Genomic DNA, 26704 nt, shown 5'->3' with positions numbered 1-26704 from the left:
GAACCAAATATTTTGACAGAAAACCAAAAGAAAGAATTAGATATAAGGATTTTAGAACGACAAGAAAACCCAGCATCTGGAGTAAATGCAATGGATTTTTTAGATTCTATCAAATCTAAATATGAGTTATAAAAATCTTGTTTTAAGCGCTAAAGCTTCTGTTGAGATTGAAAATGCTATCGCACATTATGCAATAGTAAACAAAACTTTAGCTATAAGACTTGAAAAAGAAATCCGTTCTGGATTCAAAGCTATTGTTGCAAATCCAGAAAGTTTTCAGTGTAGATATTTTGAAATCAGAATATTTTGGTTGAAAAAATTCCCATTCGGACTTTACTATATTTGTGATAATGGCCACATAAATATTTTGGCTTTTTGGCATACCAAAGAAGATATTTCTAGTAAATTGTAAAAATAATATAGGTCTTATTCTAATAACCTTTTACTAACCCTACTACTCGCTATCAGTGACGCAATAAAACCCAGCGATACAATGGTTCCCATCACAATAAGAACATTTTCAAGAGAGAAAACAACGGGATAGGCTAGTGTAGGAGTAATCATAATCAACTGGAAATATTCTTGTAATAAAACAATAATAATCCCAATAGTTAATCCTATAATTCCACCAAAAACACTCAATAAAGTACCTTGAAGTAAGAATATTTTGCGTAAGTCTTTTATTTCTGTACCCAGGTTATAAAGTGTTTTTAAATTCCCTTTTTTGTCCAAAATCATCATTATCAAAGCGCCAATTAAGTTAAAAAGTGCCACCACAATCACTAATGTAAAAATTAAATACACAGCAATATTCTCAGTGTTTAGCATTTTATAGAGAGCTTCGTTGAGTTGGGCTCGGTTTTTTACCGTGATTTTATGGCTAAAAATGGAGTTTAATTGAGATGTAATTGCCTTTTCATCGGCTGTTTTAGATACTTTAAATTCTATTCCCGAAACTTGATTGGGTTTGTATTCCAGTAATTCTTGGGCTAAACCCAAGTCAGCAAAAACATACTTTGAGTCTAAGTCGTCGTTTATATTATAGATGCCTACTGGTATTACATCGGTTTTATTAAAAGCTTGTTCAGGATTTTCAATGGCGCCTTTTCCTGGTTTTGGAACTAAAACTTCCAGTTGATTATTGAAATCCAACAATCCCATGGAGAATTTTTGAGCAATTCCGTAGCCTACAACCACTTGGTACGTATCTTGATTAAGCCATTGCCCGTTAAAAAGTTTTGTATCAAGGGCATTTACTTTATTAAAATTGTGGTCCACTCCTTTAAGAGTAGCAACCTCTTGTTTGCCATCAAAAGTAAACAAAACCCGCTCTTCAATAATTTTAGAATAGGAAACGATACCATCTATTTTTTTAATCTGCTTTTCCTGGCTTGGTAAAACGAAGAAAGATTTACCCAGAGTGCTGCCTATTTTTAAATCAGGATCTATATCATTTGCAAACGAAAGACTAAACACTTTAAGTCCGCTAAACACTGATAAAACCACAAACAAAGCCATGGCACCAACAATAATTCCCAAACTGGCAATCCGATTGATGATGTTAATAGCGTTGTTTTTGCTATTACTTTTAAGGTAACGTTTGGCTATATAAAGCGGAAAATTCAAAGGTTATTGAAATCTACGTTTGTCTAATAAATCTCTATTTTCAATAGGATTGTCTCGGTTAGCAAGAGCATTGTCTATTTTTTCAATATAATCTAAAGAGTCATCAATAAAGAAAACCAAATTTGGTACTTTTCTCAATTGCAAACGAACACGTTGAGACAAGTCATGCTTAATATTCTTAGAATTTGATTTTACAGCCTCTAGAATTTCATTTGCTTTTTCTTGAGGAAATACACTTAAATGCACCGTAGCTACTGATAAATCTGTAGTCACCGTAACTTTGGATACCGAAATGACTAAGTTTGCCAATCCGTTTTTTCTCACTTCACCTTGTAGAATGTCAACCAAATCTTTTTGGATCACCCCACCTATTTTTTTCTGTCTATTTGTTTCCATGCTGCAAAAATACTACTTTTAAGTTTTATCCCGAAGTTTCGGCACAAATTTTAAAAAGTAACCTATTAATACACGTATTTTTAGGAGCTATTTCCTGCTGTTCACTATATCTTTTTATAAGGTGATGAAAAATCACCTTATAAAAAGGATGCCGTTTCCATCAGGGCTAGGAGATCCCGTGCAGTTGCGCGCTATTTCTATAAAATGATAAGTAAAATTCAATATTTAAAAACATCAATTTGGAAGCTAAAATAAATCCAGTTTCGGCTCCCTCTCCTTTGGGGAGTCCCGATGCTTCGGGAGGGAAGGGGAAACCGTCTTTCTCTATATATGACGCTTCTGCAGGTTCTGGAAAAACCTACGCGTTAGTCAAAGAATACCTTAAGATTATTCTTGTTGCAACAAAAAACGATGCCTATCGCAACATTCTGGCCATTACGTTTACCAATAAAGCGGTACACGAAATGAAATCCCGAATCGTAGGTAGTTTATCTGAGTTTGCAAAGGAAGAACCCAACCAAAAGGCGCAGGACTTAATGCAGGATTTAGCTTCAGATACCAAACTGTCTGTTATCCAAATCAAAACCAAATCACAGCAAATCATTAAGCACATTATTCACAATTATGCTGCCTTTGATATTTCTACCATTGATAAATTTACCCACAAAGTGATTCGGGCTTTTGCTCATGATCTAAATCTGCCCATGACTTTTGAAGTCACTTTGGACACCGAAAATTTATTGACCGAAGCTGTTGATGCCATTATTGCTCAAGCCGGAGAAGATGAAACATTAACAAAACTGTTAATCGATTTCACAATGGAAAAAACAGATGATGATAAATCATGGGATATATCTCGGGAAATTCTTCAAACTGGGAAACTGGTCTTGAATGAAAACAACCGAAATGAAATCACCCATTTTCAAGACAAATCCATCACTGAATTTGTCGAAATCAAAAAGAAATTAGCTGAAACTTGTAAAATTCTGGAAAAAGAAAGCATCGCTTTAGCTGAAGAAGCGTTGACAATTATTGATAAAAACGGAATCAATCTTAAATCCTTTTCGGCAGGACATTTCCCCAATCATTTAGTTGCCATTAAAGACGGAAAATACAATCCTAAAAATAAAACCTATCATGAATTTGATGATATAAAAATTAATAAAACAGCACAAGACAGAGCCGTAATAGAAAGTATCATTCCTACTTTACTTCAGCTTTTAGACAGTATTTATAAACTCCACGATAAAATAAATTTCTACAGAGCATTCTTAAAAAACATTACACCTTTATCATTACTAAATACGGTGAGTAATGAATTGGCCAAAATACAACAGGAGCAAAATGTCCTTTCAATAGCTGAGTTTAATGCCATCATTCATAGAGAAATTCAAAATCAGCCAGCGCCCTTTATTTATGAGAGATTAGGAGAGCGTTACCGACATTTTTTCATAGATGAATTTCAGGATACTTCCGAAATGCAATGGCAAAACCTGATTCCGTTAATTGACAATGCACTTTCAGGTCAGGACGATTACGGTGTAAAAGGGACTTTGATGATAGTAGGAGATCCCAAGCAATCTATCTACCGCTGGCGTGGTGGTAAAGCAGAGCAGTTTATTGAATTAAGTAAGGATCAAAACCCGTTTAGCAATCCGGATAAAAGACTGGAACATTTAGACAAAAATTATCGTTCCTATTCCCAGATAATTGAGTTTAACAATGATTTTTTTAAGTTAATTTCAAATGAATTTGAGCACCCAGATTACAAAGATTTGTATGAAAACCACAGCTATCAAAAAACGAATGATAAAAAAGGAGGCTATGTAAACATTTCATTTATCCCAAAACCAGAAAAAGGAGAAGAGGAATATGATACAAATCTAGATGAGGAAAGCAAGAGCAAAATAGATTTATACGTTGAAGCCACTTTGAGTACCATTCAAAAAACGCTTCAACAAGGTTTTCAATACAAAGATATTGTGGTACTCACCAGAAAAAGAAGTCAAGGAATTGCCATTGCAAATTATTTAACAGAGCAAGGAGTTCCACTTTTGTCTTCAGAGACTTTGATGATTCAAAATGCCACCGAAGTACGATTGATTATTCATTTATTAAAATATTTAAAAAACAGTTCCGATTTAGAGTCTAAGGCAAATTTCCTTCAATACATAGCGCAAAACAGTCAAGATAAGTATCCTGTTCATGATTTTATTGCGCAAGGAATGGCTTTGCATAAAGAAATTGATTTTGAAAATTGGTTACTCGGTTTTGATGTTTCACTTTCGTTTCAAAACATTCGAAAAAAATCATTGTATGAAGCGGTGGAAACTATAATAAGTAAATTCCTCTCCCCATCCCTCTCCAAAGGAAAGGGTGACGAAGCGGCTAATGGTTTGGATAAAAATGTTATAGCAGAATCAAATAAGTTAGGATACATGACCGGCGGAAATTATACTCATCTTTTAAATGAAAAAGCAAAAGAAAAGAGAAAAGAGCCAACGCCTGCTGAGAAAGTTCTTTGGATGGAGCTTAAATCTAAGTCACTAGATGATCATAAATTTAGGCAGCAACACTTAATAGATGATTTTATTGTTGATTTTGTTTGCTTGTCAAAAAAACTAGTTATTGAAGTAGACGGAGAGTATCATTTTACCGATGAACAAGCTGAGCTAGATAGTAATAGAACCAATACACTCAATAAATTAGGATATAAAGTTATCCGATTTACTAATGAGCAAGTGTTAAAAAACATATCAGAGGTTTTAAAAGAAATCAAAAAGGAGCTAATGGTTCAGGAAAATTTTCTAGATATTATTGCTTCAGTTTCATCTCCCTCCCTTTCGGGGAGGGCTGGGGAGGGGAATGCCTACGTTCAATATTTCTTAGACATTGTTCTGGAACGTGATATTCGCAATCAAGCAGGAATTTCAGATTTCTTGAATTTTTGGGATAAAAATGCAGAGAAATTCAGCATTCCTTCACCAGAGGGAACCAATGCCGTTCGAATAATGACCATTCATAAATCAAAAGGTTTGGAGTTTCCAGTTGTTATTTTTCCTTTTGCCGAGGAAGATTACAATAGAAAACCAAAGGACAAACTTTGGTTGAATGCTGAGGAGGAGGATTTTGGTTTGCCAAAAGTTTTAATTGACAATAGTAGTGCAGTGGAGGGATTTGGAGAAGCAGCGGCGGCGGTATACCATCAAAAGAAACAGGAAGAATTGCTAGATAATATTAATGTTTTGTATGTGGCTTTAACTCGTGCAGAGGAACAGCTCTATGTGATTTCAAATATGAATCTATCTAGTAAAGGCGAAATTCCAAAGAATAATATGTGTAGCTTTTTCATTAATTATTTAGATCATAAAATTGGTTTTGATGAGCAAAAATTAGAATATGAATTGGGTGAACCAGTAAAGTTGTCCTTGGTAAAACAACATGTTGATACTTCAAAAACAATTCCTGTTGTTTCAGAAATTTTGAATCCAAAGAACATTAAAATTGCACAACGCGAATCTATAATGTGGGGAACCCAGCAGCAAGAAGCCATTGAATATGGTAATTTGATTCATGAAATTTTATCCTTTGTAAAAACAAAAAAAGATGTTGATATAGCCATTACAAAAGCATTAGAAAATGGTTTAATAACATTTTTACAACAAGAAACGGTTTTGGCTACCATTCAAGAAATTGTGAACCATCCGGAATTAGAAGTTTGTTTTTCAGAGGGGAATGAGGTTTTAAATGAGCAAAACATCATTCAAAAACAAGGAAAATCTATAAAACCAGACCGTATGGTGATCACTCCAAATAAAGAGGTGCAATTGTTAGACTATAAAACGGGTACTCCTAATATAAAGTATCAACAACAATTAGAAGATTATCAATCGGCAATAGAGTTGATGGGTTATAAAGTGACAAAAAAAGCACTTATTTATATCGGAAAAGAAATCGAAGTAGTAAATTTGTAACTCAAAAATGAATAATTCGCAAAAAATAGAACTTTTAATAATTAGTTTATGTACGGAAAAATAAAAGAACATCTTCAAGCAGAATTGCAAACCATAGAAGATAACGGAATTTTTAAGAAAGAAAGAATAATTACCTCACCACAAGGTGCCGAAATTACAATAGCAACTGGAGAAACAGTACTTAATTTTTGTGCAAACAATTATCTAGGATTATCATCTCATCCAGAAGTAGTTCAGGCTGCAAAAGATGCACTTGATACTCATGGTTTTGGGATGTCATCTGTTCGTTTTATTTGTGGTACACAAGACATACATAAAACATTAGAGAGAAAAATTTCTGAGTTTTACGGTTTAGAGGATACTATATTGTATGCAGCTGCATTTGATGCTAACGGTGGTGTTTTTGAACCTTTATTAGGTGAAAATGATGCCATAATTTCAGACAGTTTAAATCACGCTTCTATTATAGATGGTGTGCGTTTGTGTAAGGCAGCTCGTTACCGTTACGAGAACTCAAATATGGAGGATTTAGAACAGCAATTGATAAAAGCAACTGAGGCAGGAACCCGATTCAAGTTAATTGTAACTGATGGAGTTTTCTCTATGGACGGATTAGTGGCTCCATTAGATAAAATTTGTGATTTAGCTGATAAATATGATGCCATGGTTATGGTAGATGAGTGCCATGCTGCAGGTTTTATTGGTGCAACCGGAAAAGGTACGCTCGAAGCAAAAGGAGTAATGGGCAGGGTAGATATAGTTACAGGAACTTTAGGAAAAGCACTAGGAGGGGCAATGGGTGGTTACACTACTGCAAAAAAAGAAATTATAGAAATCTTACGTCAACGTTCAAGACCTTATTTGTTTTCTAATTCACTAGCGCCATCAATTGTAGGTGCTTCAATAAAGGTTTTTGATCTATTAGAAAAAGACACCACTTTACGTGACAAACTAGAATGGAATACAAATTATTTCAAAAACGGAATGAAAAAAGCTGGTTTTGACATTATAGATGGTGATTCGGCAATTGTGCCAGTAATGCTGTATGATGCAAAATTATCACAAACAATGGCTGATGAATTATTAAAGAAAGGTATATATGTGATAGGCTTCTTTTTTCCAGTTGTTCCTAAAGATAAAGCAAGAATTAGAGTGCAACTCTCTGCTGCACATACACAAGCGCATTTAGATAAAGCAATTCAGGCATTTGTAGAAGTAGGGACTATGTTAAACATTATATAATTCCCACATTAAGCACGTAAATAGATTTTTTTTAACATTTCGTTTTGTAGTTTAAGATTTACGTGCTACTTTTGTTCATAATTAACTAAATGTAATTAAAAAATTTAAGTATGAAACATCTTAACAAAATTTTTGTTGCTGCGATGATGGTGGTGGGATTTACATCTCAAGCACAAGATAGCAACAATCCTATTGCAATATCTTTCGGAGTAAATGCAATAGATACTAAAACTAGTGCAGGAGGAGGAAAAGGATGGGCTGATCGTCATTTCTCTCAACCATTTGCTGTAAAAGACAACTGGAATATGTTACCATCAGTATCGTACCTTAGTGTATCGAAATATGTTGGAGATAATTTCTCTGTAGGTCTTGCAGGATCTGTAAACAAAATTGACAAATACGTAAACTTTAATCCAGCTGCTCCAGGAAGAGATTCTCGTGGATATGTAGTAAACAATCCCGGAGATTTAATGTATTATGGAATTGATGCTACTATTAGATATAGCTTCATGAACATGATCAAGTCTAAAGTTATTGATCCTTCTCTTTCTGTAGGTGGTGGATACACTTTCCTAGGAGATAGTAGTTATGGAACTTTAAATCCTGGTGCAGGTTTAACATTCTGGTTCACTGAGAACGTAGGTGTTGAATTAGCAACAAGATACAAAAAATCTTTTGGAGATAGACAAGAAGCTAATGGCACGCCAGATGCTCCATCTCATTTCCAGCATTCTGCTGGGATCATCTTCAAATTTGGAGGTAAAGATACTGACGGAGACGGAATATATGATAAAGATGATGCTTGCCCAGATGTTGCTGGTTTAAAGCAATTCAACGGATGTCCTGATACTGATGGAGACGGAATCCAAGATAGCGCTGACTCTTGTCCAGATGTTGCTGGTTTAGCATCTTTAAATGGATGTCCTGATGCTGATGGAGATGGAATCGCTGATAAAGATGATGCTTGTCCTAATGAAGCTGGTCCAGTTGCATTAAAAGGATGTCCTGATACTGACGGAGACGGAGTAGCAGATAAAAATGACAAATGTCCTACTGTAGCAGGTCCTAAAGATAACGCAGGTTGTCCTTGGCCAGATACTGACGGAGACGGTGTATTAGACAAAGATGACAAATGTCCTTCTGTAAAAGGAACTGTTGCTAACCAAGGTTGTCCTGAAGTTTCTGACGATGTGATGAAAACTTTAAATAACTATGGTAAAGTAATCTTATTTGATTCTGGTAAATCTACTTTCCAACAAGGTACTTATGCAGTATTGACATCAATTAAAGATATCTTGAATGAGTATCCAAATTCTAAATTCCAAATCGAAGGTCACACTGATAGCGATGGAAGTAATGAATTAAACCAATCTTTATCTGAAAACAGAGCTGCTGCAGTTAAAAATTATTTAGTTGAAAACGGTATCGCTACTGATAGATTAAGATCTACTGGTTTTGGAGAAACTAAACCAATTGCACCTAACAAAACTGCAAAAGGAAAAGCTGAAAACAGAAGAGTTGAGATTTCTTTGATTAAAGAATAATTCCCTCAAAATATTTATAGAAAACGCCTCGATTTATCGAGGCGTTTTTTTTATTTTTATAAAATGACAAATATTACCTTTTTAGATAAAATAGCTACAGTTTTAATAGAAAAACATGCAACTCGTTTTTCAGATACAATTGTAGTGCTACCTAATAAACGAGCTAAAATATTTCTTATTGAAGCTCTAAAACGTCAGGTGACTACAAATGTTTTTTCTCCAGAAATTATCAGTATTGAGGATTTTATTCAAGACATTGCAAGTATTCGTACTATTGATCCTATTGAGTTGTTATTTGAATTTTATGAAGTGTATTTATCTATAACTGATACAACAAGTCAACAAACCTTTGAGTTATTTGCCAATTGGGCCAAAACCTTATTGCAAGATTTTAATGAAATTGATCGGTATTTATTAGATCCAACACATGTTTTGTCCTATTTGAAAGATATTGAAGACATCAAAAAATGGGGGATTGAGGTGGAAAACAAAACGACTTTATTAGAAAAGTACATTGATTTTTGGAAATTATTACCCGTTTATTACCAAAATCTGTACAGTCATTTGCTAAAAAAAGGAGTTGGTTATCAGGGATTAATTTATAGAGAAGCAGTTCATAATCTAATTCATTTTTCAGAAAGTGTTCAAGATAAAAAGTATCTTTTTGCGGGGTTTAATGCACTAAATGCTGCCGAAGAAAAAATAATTCAACATCTAATAGCAAGTGAACAAGCTGAAATTTTTTGGGATGTAGATCAAACTTTTCTCAACGATCCGTATCATGATGCAGGACTTTTTGTGAGAAGATTTAAAGAAAATTGGAAACATTACAAAGTGAACCCTTTTGAATGGATAGTTGATGATTTTTCGCAAACCAAAGACATAAAGGTTATTGGCACACCCAAAACAATAGGTCAAGCAAAAATAGCAGGAAATATAATTGAAAATGTCATCCTTGAATCTAATGCGTTAGGAATTGATGATCATCTTGATAAAGTTGCAGTTGTATTAGGAGATGAAAATCTCTTGGTTCCACTTTTATATTCGTTGCCATCAACAGTTGGCGCTTTAAATATTACAATGGGTTATTCCAGCAAGAATAATCCGGCTCAAATCTTGATAAGTAAATTATTTAAAATGCATACGAATGCACTTTCAAGAAATGCTAAAAGTTACGTTTTGTATTATAAAGATGTTTTAGATATTCTAACACATCCATTAGTGGAACCGTATGCAAATACCAATGCGCTCGTAAAAATTATCAATCTAAATAATTATACGTTTATCACGCATCATAAATTGATGGACTTGCAAGTTGAGCCTAGTGAATTGTTTCTGCTATTATTTCAAAAATGGGAAAACGGATCGATTCCTGTTTTAGAAACAATTTCTAAATTATTGCAAACTATAAAAGAGAATTTAAGCAACGATAATGAGGAAGAAAAAATCACTAAGGCCTTTGTTTTTGCTATTTTTAAAGTAATCAATAAACTTATTAACTACTATTCTAAACACGAACATATTGATAAAATAGAAACGCTATATTCTATTTATAAGCAGGTTATTGATCTTGCCGAAGTATCGTTTGAAGGTGAGCCATTAAATGGTTTGCAGATTATGGGTGTGTTAGAAAGCAGAGTTTTGGATTTTGACACAGTCATTGTCACCTCTATGAATGAAGGTAAATTCCCTGCTGGTAAATCTCAAAATTCCTTTATTCCTTATGACGTGAAGAGGGAGTTAGGTTTACCAACTTTTAAGGAGAAAGACGCCATTTATACCTATCATTTTTATCATTTATTGCAGCGTGCCAAAACTATTTACTTGTTTTATAACACCGAAAGTGAAGGTTTGGATGCTGGTGAAAAGAGTCGGTTTATAACACAACTGGAAGTAGAAAAGCAAAAAAATCATACAATTACTCATGAAATTTACAATGCGGTTTTACCCGATACGGCGTACCAACCGATAGTAATTCCTAAATCAGAAAGTGTGATGCTGCGATTGAAAGAAATAGCAGAAAAAGGATTTTCACCCTCTGCTTTGACCAGTTATATCCGTAATCCGATACAGTTTTATTTCCAGAAAATTTTACGCATTAGCGAAGTCGAAGAGGTAGAAGAAAATATTGCCTTGAATACGCTAGGTACCATTATTCATGAGACCCTGCGTGTTTTATACGAACCATTTATTAATAAATTTATTTCAGAAACTGATATTCAAAATTGTTTCAAACAAATAGATGATGAGGTGCTCAAGCAATTTAAATTAGTGTACAAGGAAGGCGAAATCAAAAAAGGAAAGAATTTATTAGCCTTTGAAGTAGCCAAACGTAATGTTTCTAATTTCTTGAAAGTAGAATTAGAAAATATCAAAAATGGAGATGCCATCAAAATTATTGCTTTAGAACAAACTTTTGAGCGCATTTTGCATCATCCTAATTTGCCTTTTCCAGTATTGATAAAAGGAAATGTGGACCGAATTGAAGAGCGTAATGGAAACATCCGAATCATCGATTATAAAACGGGGAAAGTGGATAAAGCCAATGTGACTTTGAAATCTTGGAACGGACTCATTGAAGATATTAAAAGTGATAAAATCATACAGGTGCTTGCATACGCGTACATGTACGAAACGGAAGCAAAAGGAAAAACTATCGAAGCTGGAATTATCTCTTTTAAAAATCTAAAAGCAGGTTTTTTACCTTTTAATTTTAAAGTAGATAAAACTGTCAATGGTAGTATCACCGATGATATTTTGAGAAATTATCTGGAACAATTGGTACTTTTATTAAGTGAAATTTTGGATGTGAATACGCCTTTCAAAGAAAAAATAATTTAATTCATCGATTATCAAAAAACTATACAACAGTTTCGAGTTTTACAAAAGTACTTTAGCCATAAACATTGCTATAAGTGCTTTGGTAGGTGTTTTTGGAGGTTTTGAAACCTTTAAATATGCGCTCTTGTTTTTTGGATTTTTCATCAGTCTTTTGATTAAAGAGGTGAATGCTAAAAACGAATACTTGTTTTATTACAACAACGGTCTTTCAAAAATTCAGTTGATTGTTTATGGATTCCTCATTAATTTTTTCTTTTCGATGATCTTCATTCTTGTTGTGAACCTTATATTGAATTTCCTATGACAACAAGTATTTTAGAAGTAGATAGTGTGCAAAAACAATACGGAGGAAAAATTATTCTTTCGGATGTGTATTTGAAATGTGAAACGGGTACTGTTCTCGGGATTTTGGGTCGAAATGGTTCTGGTAAATCTACATTATTGAAGATTATTTTCGGAATAGAAGCAGCTGATTTTAAGTTTGTTCGGGTTGGTGGAAAAGTGCTTTCAAAAACAAGTGAGCTGTTAAAAGAAATCAGCTATTTACCGCAGGATTCTTTTATTCCAAATTCTTTTTCGGTACAAAAAACCATTCAATTGTGCATTGCGAAAGAGCAATTACAAGATTTTTATGCAGATGCCATGATACAGTCTATGTTGGGTAAAAAAATCAAACATTTATCTGGTGGGGAATTGCGGTATCTAGAAATTAAATTAATCCTGAACAATGATTCAAAATTTGTACTGCTTGATGAGCCTTACAACGGCTTGTCACCCATTATGGTTGAAAACATAAATGCATTAATCACGACCATGTCTGCTGTAAAAGGCATTTTAATAACCGATCATAATTATGAAAATGTGATTCAAATTTCGACCAAACTGGCATTAATGAAAGATAGGAAAATGCATCATTTAAAAGATAAAAACGAACTCGTTGAAAAAGGTTATTTAAGATTTGGAATGCTCTAAATACTTTTAAAAAAAGACAGTAAAACTTTTAATAATTCGTCTTGATTTTCTATGTGACTCATGTGTCCATCAGGAAAAGTGATAAGTTGGACCGCCGTGTTTTCTATTTGTCCCTTGGTTTCCTCATAATTCAAAACAGGATCTTTTTCTCCTAAAATTAAAAGTTTCGGAAAAGGCGTAAGGTGCAGCAATACTTCTCGATCTTGCCTGATTTTCATGCCCTCTAGTGAGGCAACAATTCCTTGCAAGGGCGTTTGCAGTGCTTCTTTTTTGACGTTTTCGATCGTAGCAGCCAATCGGTCTCTGTTATTTTCACTGAATAAATTACCAATTGAAAGCGAAATGAAATTCACAAAAGATTGTTTCACGGCTTTAATGGCACGATCCCGATTCTTTTTGCGCTCTTCACTGTCGGCTCTTGTTGTTGAGTTGAGTAAAACCAATCCTTTGACAGTATCGGGATACAATTCAGCGAAAGCCAAAGCTACGTAACCTCCCATAGAATGCCCTACAAAAATAGCTTTACGAATGCGCAATTCTGATAAAACGGCATGAACCACATCGGCATTGTCCTCCATGGTGTGCACATATCCCAAACATTCTGTGGCGCCATGACCTAACAAATCAATAGTAATGACACGATTTTTTTGCGCCAATTCTGGGACATAAAAATCCCACATGCTTTTGTTTTCCAGAAAACCGTGGAGTAAAACAATGGCCGTTCCTTTTCCTTCGTCAGTATAGGAAATAGTGGTATTTTTAAAGAGGATTTGTTTCAATTTTGTAATGTTTGTGCAAAGCTAAAGCTTTAATTTTTTTCAAAACATATAAGCCATTTAAGTTTTAGATTTTTTTGGGTGAATTTTGGTGATAGCCGGAATAAAAAACAATTTAACTAAAATGTATTTGAACCATATAAGACATGTAAGTTCATATAAGTAACTATGAAAAGTGCTATAAAGTATTGTAAATGTTTATTTCATTCCCAACTATTCAATTGCTAGTTTGTCATTCCGACGGAGGAGGAATCTAAGCAAGTTAATTAGCAAATAAGAATATTAGCTGCGATTGTTGGCATCAATTTTTTTAAACATTAAAGCCATTTAAGTTTTTTTAATATATGGTTTGTGGGTATTTTTAACCATGTAAGGAATTTAATTTCATATAAACTAAAGCTTAGATGTCCTTATATGACTTATATGGTAAAACATTGGATGTAATATTGTCCTCATTACCTATGACTTATATATTAAAAAAAAGCTCCCATTTCTGAGAGCCTTGAGTTTTAAAATCTATTATCACCGTCTATTAATCGGCCTAAACCGCCCAGTAAACTGCCTTCGTCACGGCTGCTTCCGCCTGCCCTTGGTGCCGATGCAATGATTCTATCGGCAAGGCGACTGAAAGGTAAGGACTGAATATAAACTGTTCCTGGTCCGCGTAGTGTAGCATAAAATAAACCTTCGCCACCAAAAAGAGAATTTTTGATTCCGCCTACAAACTCGATGTCATAATCTACATCTTTTGTAAATCCTACAATACAACCGGTATCGACTTTTAATACCTCGCCTGCGGCTAATTCTTTTTTGGCTAATGTTCCGCCGGTGTGTACAAAGGCCATTCCGTCGCCTTCAATTTTTTGCATGATGAAACCTTCTCCTCCAAACAAACCAGTTCCTAATTTTTTAGAGAATTCGATTCCTACAGATACGCCTTTGGCTGCACATAGGAAAGAATCTTTTTGGCAAATGAACTTACCGCCATATTGCATCAAATCGATTGGAATGATTTTTCCAGGATAAGGCGATGCAAATGAAACTTTACTTTTGGTATTGTTCTGGTTGATGAATGCGGTCATAAAAAGACTTTCTCCAGTAAGTACTCGTTTTCCGGCGCTTAAAAGTTTGCCGAACAATCCGTTTTCTTGTCCAGAACCGTCTCCAAAAATGGTTTGCATTTGGATGTTGTTATCCATCATCATAAAACTTCCGGCTTCGGCAACAACTACTTCTTGAGGATCTAGTTCGATCTCTACGTATTGCATTTCTTCGCCGTAAATGTGGTAATCAATTTCGTGTGCTTGCATGATTTTTATGTTTTTTAGTTTTTTCTAGTTAATATTTTAATTGTTGCTGATAACGGTTTTAAGAATAAGTCTTTAACTGTTTTATAACGTTACAACTTTAGAATTGTTTTAACATTTAGCTCTTTTGAAAACGGAGCGAACTTTTTAGCCCTGATGGGAGTGGCATCTCCCGCTTATAAAAAACAAGGCTTTTGGGCCGTAGTTTTTTAAGCGGGAATAGAACGGACAGCAGGATAGGTGGTGGTTTTGAAAATATATATACTGCTCCCAAAAAAAAAGCAGCCTAGATTGCGCTAGACTGCTTGTTATGGATAAGAAAGATGTGTTATGCGTTCATGAGGTCTTCGATTTCCTCAACTTCTATAGGAATGTTGCGCATCATGTTGAAAGGTTCGCCGCTTTCTTGAACGATAATGTTGTCCTCAAGACGAATTCCGAAACCTTCGGCAGGAATGTAAATTCCAGGTTCTACGGTAAAGACCATATTGGCTTGCATTGGCTCGGTCAAAATACCATAATCATGCGTGTCTAGCCCCATGTGGTGCGAGGTACCGTGCATGAAATATTTTTTGTAAGCGGGCCAATCAGGGTTTTCGTTTTGCACATCGGCTTTGTCAATAAGCCCTAAACCTAGTAATTCTGAGGTCATCATTTTTCCTACTTCGATGTGGTATTGTTTCCAAAGTGTTCCAGTGGTTAACATTTTAGTAGCTTCGTTTTTTACACGAAGTACGGCGTTGTAAACTTCTTTTTGACGTGTAGAATAGCGACCAGAAACGGGGATAGTACGCGTCATGTCACTAGAATAATTAGCATATTCAGCAGCTACATCAAGCAAAATCAAGTCGCCTGCTTTGCATTGTTGGTTGTTTTCAATATAGTGCAAAACGTTAGCATTGTTACCCGATGCGATTATAGGCGTGTACGCAAAACCACGAGAGCGATTGCGGATGAATTCGTGAATCAATTCGGCTTCAATTTCGTACTCAGTAACATTAGGTTTTACAAAAGGTAATAATCGTCTAAAACCAAGTTCAGTGATGTTACATGCTTTTTGGATCAAGTCCAATTCTTCGCTTTCTTTTACAGAACGAAGACGTTGCAGGATAGGGTTGCTTTTGGCAACGGCGTGTGCAGGATATTTTTCTTTCCACCATTTCACAAAGCGGGCTTCGCGGGTTTCGGTCTCGACGGTGGCGCGGTAATGCTCGTTAGTGTTAATGTAAATGGTTTCGGCATGCGTCATCATTTCGAACAACACTTTTTCAAAATCTTGTAACCAATACACGGTTTTGATTCCGGTTACTTCGTAAGCGCGTTCTTTGGTTAATTTTTCACCTTCCCAAATGGCAATGTGCTCGCTCGTTTCTTTCAAGAAAACCATCTCGCGTTGGTGTTCATAAGGTGCGTCAGGGAACAGTAGTAAAATACTTTCTTCTTGGTCTACACCACTCAAATAAAAGATGTCTCGGTGTTGTGCAAAAGGCAACGTACTATCAGCCGATACAGGGTAAATATCATTCGAATTAAAAACAGCTAAACTTTTTGGCTTCATTTGAGCCATGAATTTGGCTCTGTTTTTTATAAATAAATCGCGGTCAATTTGATGGTATTTCATGAGTTGAGTTTTGTTTTTTATGGTTGTGAAATGTAATTGGAATGGCTTATTTATCTCATTAATTTAAAACAAATGGATGTCAGTCCATATTTTTTATTGATTATTCAAAAATACTAACTTTGAGAGAAACAGGTGTTAATTAGAGTATAAAATTTTTTGGTCCGTTGATTTATCCTTAAATTTCGGCATCAAAAATCAATCCTATGAAAAAAAGAATACTCCTAACCGCTTTTATTGCGCAAACCGTTGCCTCTGCACAGGTCTCTGCTGAGGCGGTTCAAAACAGTTTAGTGGCTAAGAAACAACTGCAAGAACAATCGCTTTTTCAGAGTCTAAATTTACAAAATGTAGGTCCAACCGTAATGAGCGGGCGTGTAGTTGATGTAGATGTAAATCCTGAAAATCCTACCGAATTTTATGTAGGGTATGCATCAGGAGGTTTGTGGTATAGTAATAATAACGGTATGAGTTTTGTACCTGTAATGGATAATGCGCCAACGCAAAACGTGGGCGATATTGCAATAGATTGGAAACAAGGAACTATCTGGGTAGGAACGGGAGAGGTTAATTCTTCGCGCTCTTCCTATGCTGGAATTGGAATTTTAAAATCAACGGATAAAGGAAAGACGTGGCAAAATATGGGTTTGCATGACACGCACCATATTAGTAGAATTTTGATAAATCCAGTAAATCCGGATGAAATTGTAGTAGGTGCGGTGGGACATTTGTATACTAAAAATGAAGAAAGAGGTATTTATAAAACCACAGATGGCGGAAAAACATGGAGTAAAACCCTTTTTGTAAACAACGAAACAGGAATTATTGATGTGGCTGTTTCGCCAAAAAATTTTAAAATACAATATGCTGCTGCATGGACTAAAGACAGAAAAGCTTGGGATTTTAAAGGTAATGGATCAGCATCAGGAATTTACAAAAGTGAAGACGCTGGAGCAACTTGGAAATTGTATTCTACAGCTGAAAGTGGTTTTCCTACAGGCGAGGGTGTGGGTAGAATTGGCTTAGCCGTTTATGATGATGCTACAGTTTATGCCGTTCTGGACAACCAATTCAAGAGACCTTTAGACGCTAAAAAAAGCAATTCATTGCCAGCAGCCTTTGCTGTTCCTGGAGATGAGTTTCTTAAAATACCCAATAAAAGTTTAAACTCTATTCTGAAAAACTATGGTTTAACCGAAAAATACAGAGCTGAGAATATCAAACATTGGGTGCAAAATGGTTATTTGCAACCAAGTGAAGCTGGAAAATTAGTCTTAGCATCTATTAATAGTTTGGCTGATGCCGAGGTTATTGGTGCCGAAGTGTATAAATCTACTAATGGCGGAACAAGTTGGACAAAAACACACCAAAACTTCATTGACGATTTATTTTATTCTTATGGATATTACTTTGCAGCTATTTCAGTAGATCCGAGTAACGCAAATAAAATTTACTTATCAGGAGTGCCGGTAATTAAATCAGATGATGGTGGTAAAACGTTTACTAGCATTAGTGAAGAGAATGTACATGCTGATCATCATGTTGTCTGGGTTAATCCTGCTAAATCGGGGCACTTAATTAATGGAAATGATGGTGGTTTGAACATTTCTTATGATGATGGTGCACACTGGTTCAAAGGCAATTCACATAGTGTGAGTCAGTTTTATGCTGTGAATGTTGATGAGCAAGAACCATACAATATTTATGGTGGAATGCAGGACAATGGGGTATGGGTTGGACCTAGCAACTATCAATTTTCTTCGGAGTGGTTACAAACAGGAAAATATCCTTATGAAAATTTAATGGGAGGTGATGGAATGCAAACTCAAATAGACAAACGCAATCCTAATATTGTTTTTACAGGATTTCAGTTTGGAAATTATTACCGTATAGATCGTGCCAATAACAAAAGAGAGTATATTTCTCCAAAGCCAAAAAAAGATGAAAAACCATTCCGATTCAATTGGCAAACACCTATTTTGCTTTCCTCACACAATCAAGATATCTTGTACATGGGGTCGAACTTTTTGCACAGATCTATGAACCAAGGACAAACTTGGACTGCAATTTCACCAGATTTGACCCAAGGTGTTAAGGAAGGTAATGTTGCCTTTGGTACACTAGCCACGATTAGTGAGAGTACTTTGCAATTTGGGTTGTTATACACTGGGAGTGATGACGGACTAATTCAGGTGACGAAAGATGGAGGTGTGAGCTGGAATAAAATTTCAGAAAATCTGCCTCAAAATTTATGGGTAACTAGGGTGGCAGCATCAGCACATAAAAAAGAACGCGTTTATGCTACTTTAAATGGATACCGTAATGATGATTTTACAACTTATGTATTCGCATCCGATGATTATGGACAAACCTGGACTAGTATAGCTAGTAATATTCCTGCAAGTCCAGTGAATGTAATTGCAGAAGATCCAAACAATGAGAATGTATTGTATTTAGGGACTGATAATGGACTATATGTTTCATTAAACAGAGGGAAGACTTGGGAAGATTTCTCCAATGGGATGCCTAATGTTGCGGTACATGATTTAGTCATTCAAAAGAAAGCTAAAGATCTTGTAATAGGAACTCATGGACGCTCTATTTACAAAGTTAATTTGGATCAAGTCCAAAATATAAATGACAAAGTTTTAGCTTCTAATATTCATATTTTTGAATTGAAAAAGATAAAAAAATCAAGAGAATGGGGTAATAGCTGGAGTGCTTGGGCTAAACCAACAGATCCTAAAGCTGAAATTTGGTTTTACTCTAATGAAGATGCCGAAGTGGTGTTTCAAATTGAGAACAGCAATAAAGAAGTCCTTTTTTCTCAAAAAGTAATGGCCAAAAAAGGATTAAACAAGCAGGTTTATGATTTATCCGTTCCAAAAGAAATTGTTGAAAAAGCTTTGGCTAAAGATAAGAAATTGAAATGGGAAGCAGCTAAAAACGGAAAGTATTACTTACCCGTTTCTGTAAGCAAAGTTAGTATTCAAAAAGCAAAAGAGAAAGTAGTGGCTGATCTAGAAATTTTCGAATCGAAATAAATATCATTTCTCTAAAAAAAACAAAAAACACGATTTCTTACGGAATCGTGTTTTTTTATGCTTTTTAGATATTTAAAACTGTGCCGTTTCAGTAGAATCTTTCATGGCTGTAGTGCTTGATTTTCCAATTGTTACAGTATTTTGTACCGCATCAAAATAAGAAGTCCCTACAAATCCTTGGTGTTTTACCGCTTTGAAACCGTGTTTTTGTAAAGCAAATTCTCTTTCTTGTAACTCAGAGTAGCCCGCCATTCCTCTTTCTTTGTAAGCTTTTGAAAGTTCAAACATACTTGTATTTAAGGCATGAAACCCAGCCAATGTGATGAACTGAAATTTATAGCCCATAGCTGCTAGGTCTTCTCTAAAAGTTTCCATTTCAGCTACAGATAGTTTTGCAGCCCAGTTAAAAGATGGAGAGCAATTGTAAGCTAGCATTTTTCCTGGGAATTGTGCGTGAATAGCTTCTGCAAATTGTTTGGCGTATGCTAAATCAGGGTTACTAGTTTCCATCCAAATTAAATCAGCATACGGTGCGTAACTCAATCCACGGTCAATTCCTTGTTCAATTCCACAATTCACATAAAAAAAGCCTTCAGCAGTTTTTTCTCCTGTAATGAATTTTGCGTCTCTTGGGTCAATATCACTAGTCAATAAATTAGCAGCATCAGCATCAGTTCTAGCAACAACAAGCGTAGGCGTTCCCATAACATCAGCTGCAAGACGCGCTGCAATTAATTTATTGATAGCTTCTTGCGTAGGAACTAATACTTTTCCGCCAAGGTGACCGCATTTTTTAGCAGAACTCAATTGGTCTTCAAAGTGAACACCTGCAGCTCCTGCTTCGATCATTGATTTCATTAATTCAAAAGCATTTAAGTTTCCTCCAAAACCAGCTTCGGCATCAGCCACAATAGGAACTAGGTAGTCTTTTTTATCAGTAGTTCCGTTTACCACTTGTATTTGATCTGCTCTTAAGAGTGCATTGTTAATACGTTTTACTACAAGCGGAACACTATTGGCAGGGTATAATGATTGGTCAGGGTACATTTCGCCGGCTACATTTGCATCGGCTGCAACTTGCCAACCGCTCAAGTATATGGCTTCAAGTCCAGCTTCTACTTCTTGAATAGCTTGGTTTCCTGTAAGTGCGCCAAGTCCTGCCACAAAATCTTGCGAATTAAGTTTGTTCCATAAAGTAGTAGCTCCTAGTCTTGCAACGCTGTGTTCTATTTGGTAAGAACCTTGTAGTTTAACAACTTCCTCAGCAGTGTACGGACGCTCAATGCCTTTCCATCTTGGGTTTGAAATCCAGTCTGCAACTAATTCTTGAATTCTTGTTTCGGTAGTTTTCATAGTGTTTGTATGGTTTAAATGGTGTTTAATATTTTATTGATATTTATTTTATTGCAATTGTTTTTTAAATGTATTTGTATCCTGGTAGGGTTAAAAAGTCTATGAAATTCTTGTTTACCACCAGTTGATCTAATAATTGTTCCGCTAGAATGTATTTTTGTTTCTCATGATTTTCATCTCCAACTAGTTTTTTTATTTTTTCAAATTCTTCCATGGCTAGTTTATGGTAGTAATTGGTGTTTAGTTGTTTTCCGTTATCTAGCGTAACCTTGTTTTGCAGCCATTGCCACAGTTGTGATCTAGAAATTTCTGCAGTTGCAGCATCTTCCATCAAGTGGTGCAATGCTGCTGCTCCTTGGCCATTGAGCCACGATGCAATGTATAAAACAGAAATACTGATGTTTTTTCGAACGCCTTCCTCTGTGATGGTTCCTTTTGGAGTTTCTAGTAAATCGCTTTCGGTTACGTGAACGTCCTCTCGTTTTACATCAATTTGGTTTTTGGAAGGCATATATTTGTCAAATACAGTCATGGCAAGCGGAACCAAATCAGGATGTGCTACCCAAGTACCGTCATGACCATTTTTAACCTCACGTTCTTTGTCGGCAATTACTTTGTTAAAAGCTATAGTATTGGCTTCTTCATTATTTTTGATCGGAATTTGTGCTGCCATTCCGCCTATAGCGTGTATGTTGCGTTTGTGGCAACGTTGAATTACCAGTTGTGAATAAGCACTCATAAACGGAGCTGTCATGGTTACTTGATCTCTGTTTGGGACAATGAAATTGGGATTGTTTCGTAATTTTTTGATATATGAAAAAATGTAATCCCATCTTCCGCAATTCAAACCAACAATATGATCTTTCAGTTCATAAATAATTTCGTCCAATTGAAAACTGGCGGTTATTGTTTCGATTAAAACGGTTGCTTTGAATGTTCCTTTTTTTACTCCTAAATACTCCTGCGTAAATAGGAAAACTTCGTTCCACCATCTTGCTTCAAGATAATGTTCTAGTTTTGGGATGTAAAAATAAGGTGCTGTACCATCTTCAATAAGTTTTTTATAGTTGTGAAAGGCATACAACCCAAAGTCAATTAGTGATCCTGAAGTTTGTACACCGCCAATTAAAATATTTTTCTCAGGCAAATGCAATCCTCTCGGACGAACTAACAATACGGCAGTTTTTTCGTTTAAACTGTATTTTTTGTTTTTTATAGGATCCTCAAGAGTAATTGTTTTGTTTACGGCATCTTTCAGGTTTTGCTGTCCTGTCATAAGATTGCTCCAAGTTGGGGAAGTGCTGTCTTCAAAATCAGCCATGAAAGTTTTAGCACCAGAATTCAGGGCATTGATTACCATTTTACGATCTACAGGCCCTGTTATTTCAACTCTTCTGTCTGCTAGATCATCTGGTGTAGTTGCTGCTTCCCAGTTGTTTTCTCTAATTTCTTTTGTTTCCAAAGGAAAAGTAGGTAGTGCGCCTGCATCAAATAAATCTTGTTGTTTTATTCTGTTTTGTAATAACAACAAACGTTCATTATTGAAATTTTCATGAAGTAAAGAAAGGAATGTTATTGCTTCATCGGTTAAAATTTCAGGATAACGCTCTGTAGTCTCTATTGAAAAATTTAACATATTGGTTGAATATATTTCTTTAATTTCTGTTTTTTGACCTGTTTCCATAACTAATTATCTTTTTTTGTTGTCAATATTATTTTTTAACACTGCAATGATACAAAAAGTTTTTAATAAAAAAAGCGAACGTACGCTAAAATGTAAAAATATTTTTTTTGGCGAAAATATTTTTTGTCTTATCTTTGAGATATGAACATAGAGAAAGATTATATCAAGCTTATTTTTGGGCTTAAACTCAAGCAAGCACGTACGGCTAAAAATTTGTCTTTATTTGGTTTAGCCAAAATCACAGCGCTTTCCAAATCGTATTTGAACGAAATTGAGAAAGGAAAGAAATATCCTAAAACCGATAAGATTATTTTACTGGCTGAAAAATTAGATGTTACTTATGATCACATGGTTTCGTTGAAACTGGATAATAATTTGGCGCCTATTGGTGAAATACTAAAATCAGGAATTTTAAAAGAGATTCCGCTGGAGCTGTTTGGAATTCAAGAAGCTGATTTAATTGATATTATTGCCAATGCACCTGCTAAGGTCAATGCTTTTATAAGTACCATTATTGAAATTGCGCAACACTATAACCTTACCAGAGAAAGTTTTTTCTTGGCAGCACTTCGTTCTTATCAAGAGGCGCACAATAATTATTTTGAAGATTTAGAGGAGAAAGTTCTTTTGTTTTGTAAAGCGTTTCATGTAGACTTAACCACTAATATTTCTATCACAGAGCTAAAGGCTATTCTTGTTGAAGAATATGGATATACCATACAAGAGTTGATTTTTACAGAGCACGAAGCTTTGGGTGATTTACGTTCTATTTTTGTACCCTCTAGTAAAACTTTGTTGCTATCAAACGATATTGATGAAGGACAAAAAGCGTTTATTTTAGCTAAAGAAATTGCATACAACTACATGGAAATCAAGGAGCGATTGTATACTTTTAGTTGGATAAAATTTGATAATTTTGACCAAGTGTTGAATAATTTTTACGCCTCTTATTTCGCTGGCGCTTTATTATTGCCGCGTCAACATCTTATAGAAGAGCTGAATGTATTCTTAGCTCTAGAAAATCCTAAACCACAACAAATGGTTCAGTTGATGAACCAGTTTAATGTGTCTCCTGAGTCTTTTTACCAGCGTTTGACTAATATTTTACCGAAGGATTTTAATCTCAAGAATTTGTTTTTCTTACGACTTTCGCACCAAAAAGGAACGGATACTTATCAGATAAAAAAGGAGTTACACATCACCAATCAGCAGGAGCCGCATGCTAATGAAATGAACGAGCATTACTGCCGCAGATGGGTTTCTATACGAACGATTGAAGAATCAATAAAGCAGGGTAAAAATCACTTTTTTGATGCCCAAATCTCTAGTTACGAAAACAGTAAAAATGAGTATCTCGTTTTTTCATCGGCTACGCCAGATCCTTTTAAAACAGATTGTATCCGAAGTATTTCTGTTGGAATATTGATGACAGCAGGAATGAAGAAAAAGTTTAAGTTCATCGAAAATGAGTCGCTCAAAAAACAAATTGTAGGTGTTACTTGTGAAACTTGTGCCGTAAAAGATTGTTTAGAACGTGCTTCGCCTCCTATTCAATTGGAACAAAAAATCAGGAATGAAAACACCGAAGCTATTGTCCAGAAATACATGACGAAGTTTAGTTAGTTTATTTGTTTGCCCTAGTATTATATTATTGTTAAATAATTTGGCAAGGTTATTCTGTATTATGATTTTAGTATCTTCGTGACAATAACCTTGTAACCCTAGATTTAATGAAAAAAACAATTCGTTTTAATTTTATTTTGCTAGCATTTTGCTCATTTTTGATTGTTTCCTGTTCTGATAAAAATGATATATAATATACGTCCGCTGGGTTTGATATGATTGATAGTTTTAATCAAAGGGAGTTTTATGGATTTAATTATCCTGTTGACAGAGTAAATGGCTATACAATAATGCAATTACAAAATTCTTTAGTTGGTGCAAGTTCTTGGAATGAATGGCGTGACAATATTAAAAATAGATATAACAATCCATCAGAAATTTATTTAGATGAACTATTTAATAATTGGTAAAATAACTTATGAAAAAGCTAATAATAATAATTCTGCTTGGTTTGCTTGGTTGTGGACCTGAGAGTAGTGAAGAAAAAAAATATGATTATTCGGTTGTTAATAATTCTGGTTATATTGTGGAAGTGATTCCATATATAAATGGAGTAAAAGAAACAAGCAATAAAGTTACTATACAAAATGGAGGGAATTTTAATAAGAAATATACAGACTATGCACCGTATTCAGGTGGTTTATCGATGAGTGGTATTTTTAAGTCAAATACAATTGGGAATGTTACACACTTAGAATTTGTTTTCAAAAACTCAAAAAAAATAATTTACGAAGAATGTTCTGTAACTTCTAATTGTAATTCTTTACCTAGAAATATTTTTAGACCTGAATTTAATAATGAGCAAACAGAAGTTTATACCATCACTCCTGAGGATTCTCAAAACGCACAAGATTGTGGCGGGAATTGTAATTAATAGCATTCAAACCCTTTCAGAGTAGCTAATTCTGAAAGGGTTGTTTTAATTTAAGAAAAGAATAAGTTGCTTTAATTGGTGCCAGTTCTTGGAATGAATGGCGTGACAACATTAAAAACAGATACGATAACCCAACTGAAATTCACTTAGACGAATTATTTAATAACTGGCAAGACTAAAATTATGAAAAAACTACTCATGTTAATTTCTGCAATTATAATTATTTCCGGTTGTGAGCCAGGGAGTGTAATAGATTATGATTATACGATTGTAAATGATTCAGGAAAAACAGTAATTTTAATTCCTTTCTTAAATGGAGAAAAAGATTTTAAAAATGCTATTACACTTAATCAAGGCGAAAAAATAAATAAAAAATACAGATATACCCCTCCTGGAGGTGCAGGTTATTCAATGGTTAATCTACTTAAATCTGATTATATAGCTTTCGTTTATAATACTGAAAAAATTAATATTTTCAGTATCTATTCTGAGCAATGTACAACTTGTCCGTCTATATCAAATAATGCTATTAGTATAAAGTACACAGAAAATAATCGAAATCCATTTAATTCAAAGTTTAATGACGAGGAAACCGAAGTTTACACCATAACTGCTGAGGATTATCAAAACGCACAAGATTGTGGCGGGAATTGTAATTAATAACACTCAAACCCTTTCAGAGTAACTAATTCTGAAAGGGTTGTTTTAATTTAAGAAAAGAATAAGTCGCTTTAGTTGGTGCAAAATCTTGGAATGAATGGCGTGACAATATCAAGAACAGATATAACAATCCAACAGAAATTTACTTAGACGAATTATTTAATAACTGGCAAGATTAAGATTATGAAAAAGATATATTATATAATTATTGCATTATTCATAGTAATAGGTTGCACTGATCAAGGAGACAAAATAACATATGATTATTCAATTCTTAATACTTCAGGAAAGAAAGTAGTTTTAATACCTTACATTGGAGGAGTTAAAGAGGTTCAGAACGCAATAACTTTACAGCAAAACGAAAAATTTAACAAAAAGTATATTTATTATCCTCCAGGTGCTAAAGGGTATAATATGAGTAATCTTTTTAGTAAAACTACAATAGGTAGTTTGACTCATGTTGAAATTATTTTTGATGGCATAAAAAAGGTGATTTATCAAGAATGTACAGCAACAAATCAATGTTTTAATCAAGCTAGAAACATTTTTAATCCAGTTTTTAGCGACGAGCAAACAGAAGTTTACAACATAACCCCCGAGGATTTTCAAAATGCACAAGATTGCGGTGGAAATTGTAATTAATAACACTCAAGCCCTTGCAGAGTAACTAATTCTGAAAGGGTTGTTTTAATTTAAGAAAAGAATAAGTCGCTTTAGTTGGTGCAAAATCTTGGAATGAATGGCGTGACAATATCAAGAACAGATATAACAATCCAACAGAAATTTACTTAGATGAACTATTTAATAATTGGCAAGATTAAGATTATGAAAAAATTACTCTATTTTTATCTAGTGTCGTTGCTGCTTTTAAGCTGCACAGATCAAGGAAGCGGTAAATTTTACAAATATACTATTGAAAATAAAAGCGGGAAAAATATTAAGATTAGTTCATACAGAAGTACTTATCCTAAAAGAGACATCCCAATTGTTATGGTTTTAAATAATGGACAAAGTTTAACTAAAACATTTCAAGATAATTTACCTCCATCAGGGTATGATTTTGCAGTTTTTTTTAATGGAGATTTAATTGTTGTAAATTATGAAAATCTTAAATTTCAAAAATACGATTTTTATGATGGTAAAATATGTGACCAAAACCCATTATTTAAC

Annotated in this window: 20 protein-coding genes; 13 read left to right on the top strand and 7 right to left on the bottom strand. The window is 34.5% G+C overall.

The features are described 5' to 3' along the window. Positions 1 to 121: 121 nt before the first annotated feature. The gene (locus FPG59_RS03830; protein WP_086453297.1) at positions 122 to 412 is read left to right on the top strand and encodes a type II toxin-antitoxin system RelE/ParE family toxin; all 291 of its coding nucleotides are present in this window, start codon (positions 122 to 124) and stop codon (positions 410 to 412) included. Positions 413 to 426: 14 nt separating this feature from the next. Here FPG59_RS03830 and FPG59_RS03825 read toward each other — a convergent pair whose 3' ends face one another. After that, positions 427 to 1626, bottom strand: a complete 1200-nt coding sequence (locus FPG59_RS03825) for an FtsX-like permease family protein (RefSeq protein WP_086453296.1) — start codon at positions 1624 to 1626, stop codon at positions 427 to 429. Positions 1627 to 1629: 3 nt separating this feature from the next. After that, the gene (rbfA, locus tag FPG59_RS03820; protein ID WP_086453295.1) at positions 1630 to 2022 is read right to left on the bottom strand and encodes a 30S ribosome-binding factor RbfA; all 393 of its coding nucleotides are present in this window, start codon (positions 2020 to 2022) and stop codon (positions 1630 to 1632) included. 278 nt (positions 2023 to 2300) lie between these two features. Between rbfA and FPG59_RS03815 the strand changes: the two genes are divergently transcribed. From FPG59_RS03815 to FPG59_RS03795, 5 genes are all read left to right on the top strand, one after another. Beyond that, positions 2301 to 5996, top strand: a complete 3696-nt coding sequence (locus FPG59_RS03815; RefSeq protein WP_254906637.1) for an exodeoxyribonuclease V subunit beta — start codon at positions 2301 to 2303, stop codon at positions 5994 to 5996. Between the two features lie 48 nt (positions 5997 to 6044). Further along, a complete protein-coding gene (gene kbl, locus FPG59_RS03810; RefSeq protein WP_086453293.1) occupies positions 6045 to 7238 on the top strand; it encodes a glycine C-acetyltransferase in 1194 nt (397 codons plus the stop codon). 110 nt (positions 7239 to 7348) lie between these two features. Next, on the top strand, positions 7349 to 8782 hold the full coding sequence (locus tag FPG59_RS03805; protein WP_086453292.1) for an OmpA family protein: 1434 nt from the start codon (positions 7349 to 7351) through the stop codon (positions 8780 to 8782). 63 nt (positions 8783 to 8845) lie between these two features. Next, positions 8846 to 11623 carry a PD-(D/E)XK nuclease family protein gene (locus FPG59_RS03800; RefSeq protein ID WP_086453291.1) on the top strand — a complete coding sequence of 926 codons (2778 nt, stop codon included), beginning with the start codon at positions 8846 to 8848 and terminating at the stop codon, positions 11621 to 11623. A 300-nt stretch (positions 11624 to 11923) separates the two neighbouring features. Further along, the gene (locus FPG59_RS03795; RefSeq protein ID WP_086453290.1) at positions 11924 to 12595 is read left to right on the top strand and encodes an ATP-binding cassette domain-containing protein; all 672 of its coding nucleotides are present in this window, start codon (positions 11924 to 11926) and stop codon (positions 12593 to 12595) included. Here the strand turns inward: FPG59_RS03795 and FPG59_RS03790 are convergent. The 3 genes from FPG59_RS03790 to FPG59_RS03780 all read right to left on the bottom strand — a co-directional run bounded on the left by FPG59_RS03790 (position 12592) and on the right by FPG59_RS03780 (position 16299). Next, positions 12592 to 13374, bottom strand: a complete 783-nt coding sequence (locus tag FPG59_RS03790) for an alpha/beta fold hydrolase (RefSeq protein ID WP_086453289.1) — start codon at positions 13372 to 13374, stop codon at positions 12592 to 12594. The genes FPG59_RS03795 and FPG59_RS03790 overlap by 4 nt on opposite strands. Positions 13375 to 13880: 506 nt before the next feature. Then, a complete protein-coding gene (locus FPG59_RS03785; RefSeq protein WP_086453288.1) occupies positions 13881 to 14681 on the bottom strand; it encodes a TIGR00266 family protein in 801 nt (266 codons plus the stop codon). 325 nt (positions 14682 to 15006) lie between these two features. Then, positions 15007 to 16299, bottom strand: a complete 1293-nt coding sequence (locus FPG59_RS03780; RefSeq protein ID WP_086453287.1) for an aminopeptidase P family protein — start codon at positions 16297 to 16299, stop codon at positions 15007 to 15009. A gap of 203 nt (positions 16300 to 16502) precedes the next feature. Between FPG59_RS03780 and FPG59_RS03775 the strand changes: the two genes are divergently transcribed. After that, positions 16503 to 19340: a sialidase family protein gene (locus tag FPG59_RS03775; RefSeq protein ID WP_086453286.1), complete on the top strand. Its 2838-nt coding sequence runs from the start codon at positions 16503 to 16505 to the stop codon at positions 19338 to 19340. Between the two features lie 72 nt (positions 19341 to 19412). On the opposite strand, the gene aceA is transcribed toward FPG59_RS03775, so the two are convergent. Next, entirely contained in the window at positions 19413 to 20693 is a 1281-nt protein-coding gene (gene aceA / locus FPG59_RS03770) for an isocitrate lyase (protein WP_086453285.1), read from the bottom strand. 64 nt (positions 20694 to 20757) lie between these two features. Next, positions 20758 to 22329: a malate synthase A gene (gene aceB, locus FPG59_RS03765; RefSeq protein WP_086453298.1), complete on the bottom strand. Its 1572-nt coding sequence runs from the start codon at positions 22327 to 22329 to the stop codon at positions 20758 to 20760. 189 nt (positions 22330 to 22518) lie between these two features. Here aceB and FPG59_RS03760 point away from each other — a divergent pair, with 189 nt between their 5' ends. From FPG59_RS03760 to FPG59_RS03735, 6 genes are all read left to right on the top strand, one after another. Then, positions 22519 to 24000: a helix-turn-helix domain-containing protein gene (locus FPG59_RS03760; protein ID WP_086453284.1), complete on the top strand. Its 1482-nt coding sequence runs from the start codon at positions 22519 to 22521 to the stop codon at positions 23998 to 24000. Between the two features lie 215 nt (positions 24001 to 24215). Beyond that, positions 24216 to 24410: a hypothetical protein gene (locus tag FPG59_RS03755; protein ID WP_086453283.1), complete on the top strand. Its 195-nt coding sequence runs from the start codon at positions 24216 to 24218 to the stop codon at positions 24408 to 24410. A gap of 8 nt (positions 24411 to 24418) precedes the next feature. Beyond that, positions 24419 to 24874, top strand: coding sequence for a hypothetical protein (locus FPG59_RS03750; protein ID WP_086453282.1), 456 nt, complete (start codon positions 24419 to 24421; stop codon positions 24872 to 24874). A 183-nt stretch (positions 24875 to 25057) separates the two neighbouring features. After that, a complete protein-coding gene (locus tag FPG59_RS03745; RefSeq protein ID WP_086453281.1) occupies positions 25058 to 25534 on the top strand; it encodes a hypothetical protein in 477 nt (158 codons plus the stop codon). 183 nt (positions 25535 to 25717) lie between these two features. Then, positions 25718 to 26176, top strand: a complete 459-nt coding sequence (locus tag FPG59_RS03740) for a hypothetical protein (RefSeq protein ID WP_086453280.1) — start codon at positions 25718 to 25720, stop codon at positions 26174 to 26176. Between the two features lie 183 nt (positions 26177 to 26359). Continuing rightward, a partial coding sequence (locus tag FPG59_RS03735; protein WP_176330687.1) for a hypothetical protein occupies positions 26360 to 26704 on the top strand: 345 nt, incomplete at its 3' end.

It is taken from the genome of Flavobacterium sp. FPG59, assembly GCF_002150205.1.
GTDB lineage: Bacteria > Bacteroidota > Bacteroidia > Flavobacteriales > Flavobacteriaceae > Flavobacterium.
This window is presented reverse-complemented; position numbering and strand designations above follow the sequence as displayed.

Bases quoted from the DNA above. Each gene is read 5' to 3' on its own strand.
- FPG59_RS03780 (WP_086453287.1), bottom strand. From the start codon at position 16,299: ATGAAATACCATCAAATTGACCGCGATTTATTTATAAAAAACAGAGCC.
- FPG59_RS03785 (WP_086453288.1), bottom strand. From the start codon at position 14,681: ATGCAAGCACACGAAATTGATTACCACATTTACGGCGAAGAAATGCAA.
- FPG59_RS03830 (WP_086453297.1), top strand. From the start codon at position 122: ATGAGTTATAAAAATCTTGTTTTAAGCGCTAAAGCTTCTGTTGAGATT.
- FPG59_RS03740 (WP_086453280.1), top strand. From the start codon at position 25,718: ATGAAAAAGATATATTATATAATTATTGCATTATTCATAGTAATAGGT.
- FPG59_RS03755 (WP_086453283.1), top strand. From the start codon at position 24,216: ATGATTGATAGTTTTAATCAAAGGGAGTTTTATGGATTTAATTATCCT.
- FPG59_RS03775 (WP_086453286.1), top strand. From the start codon at position 16,503: ATGAAAAAAAGAATACTCCTAACCGCTTTTATTGCGCAAACCGTTGCC.
- rbfA (WP_086453295.1), bottom strand. From the start codon at position 2,022: ATGGAAACAAATAGACAGAAAAAAATAGGTGGGGTGATCCAAAAAGAT.
- kbl (WP_086453293.1), top strand. From the start codon at position 6,045: ATGTACGGAAAAATAAAAGAACATCTTCAAGCAGAATTGCAAACCATA.
- FPG59_RS03750 (WP_086453282.1), top strand. From the start codon at position 24,419: ATGAAAAAGCTAATAATAATAATTCTGCTTGGTTTGCTTGGTTGTGGA.
- FPG59_RS03805 (WP_086453292.1), top strand. From the start codon at position 7,349: ATGAAACATCTTAACAAAATTTTTGTTGCTGCGATGATGGTGGTGGGA.
- FPG59_RS03760 (WP_086453284.1), top strand. From the start codon at position 22,519: ATGAACATAGAGAAAGATTATATCAAGCTTATTTTTGGGCTTAAACTC.
- FPG59_RS03795 (WP_086453290.1), top strand. From the start codon at position 11,924: ATGACAACAAGTATTTTAGAAGTAGATAGTGTGCAAAAACAATACGGA.
- FPG59_RS03745 (WP_086453281.1), top strand. From the start codon at position 25,058: ATGAAAAAACTACTCATGTTAATTTCTGCAATTATAATTATTTCCGGT.
- aceB (WP_086453298.1), bottom strand. From the start codon at position 22,329: ATGTTAAATTTTTCAATAGAGACTACAGAGCGTTATCCTGAAATTTTA.
- FPG59_RS03800 (WP_086453291.1), top strand. From the start codon at position 8,846: ATGACAAATATTACCTTTTTAGATAAAATAGCTACAGTTTTAATAGAA.
- aceA (WP_086453285.1), bottom strand. From the start codon at position 20,693: ATGAAAACTACCGAAACAAGAATTCAAGAATTAGTTGCAGACTGGATT.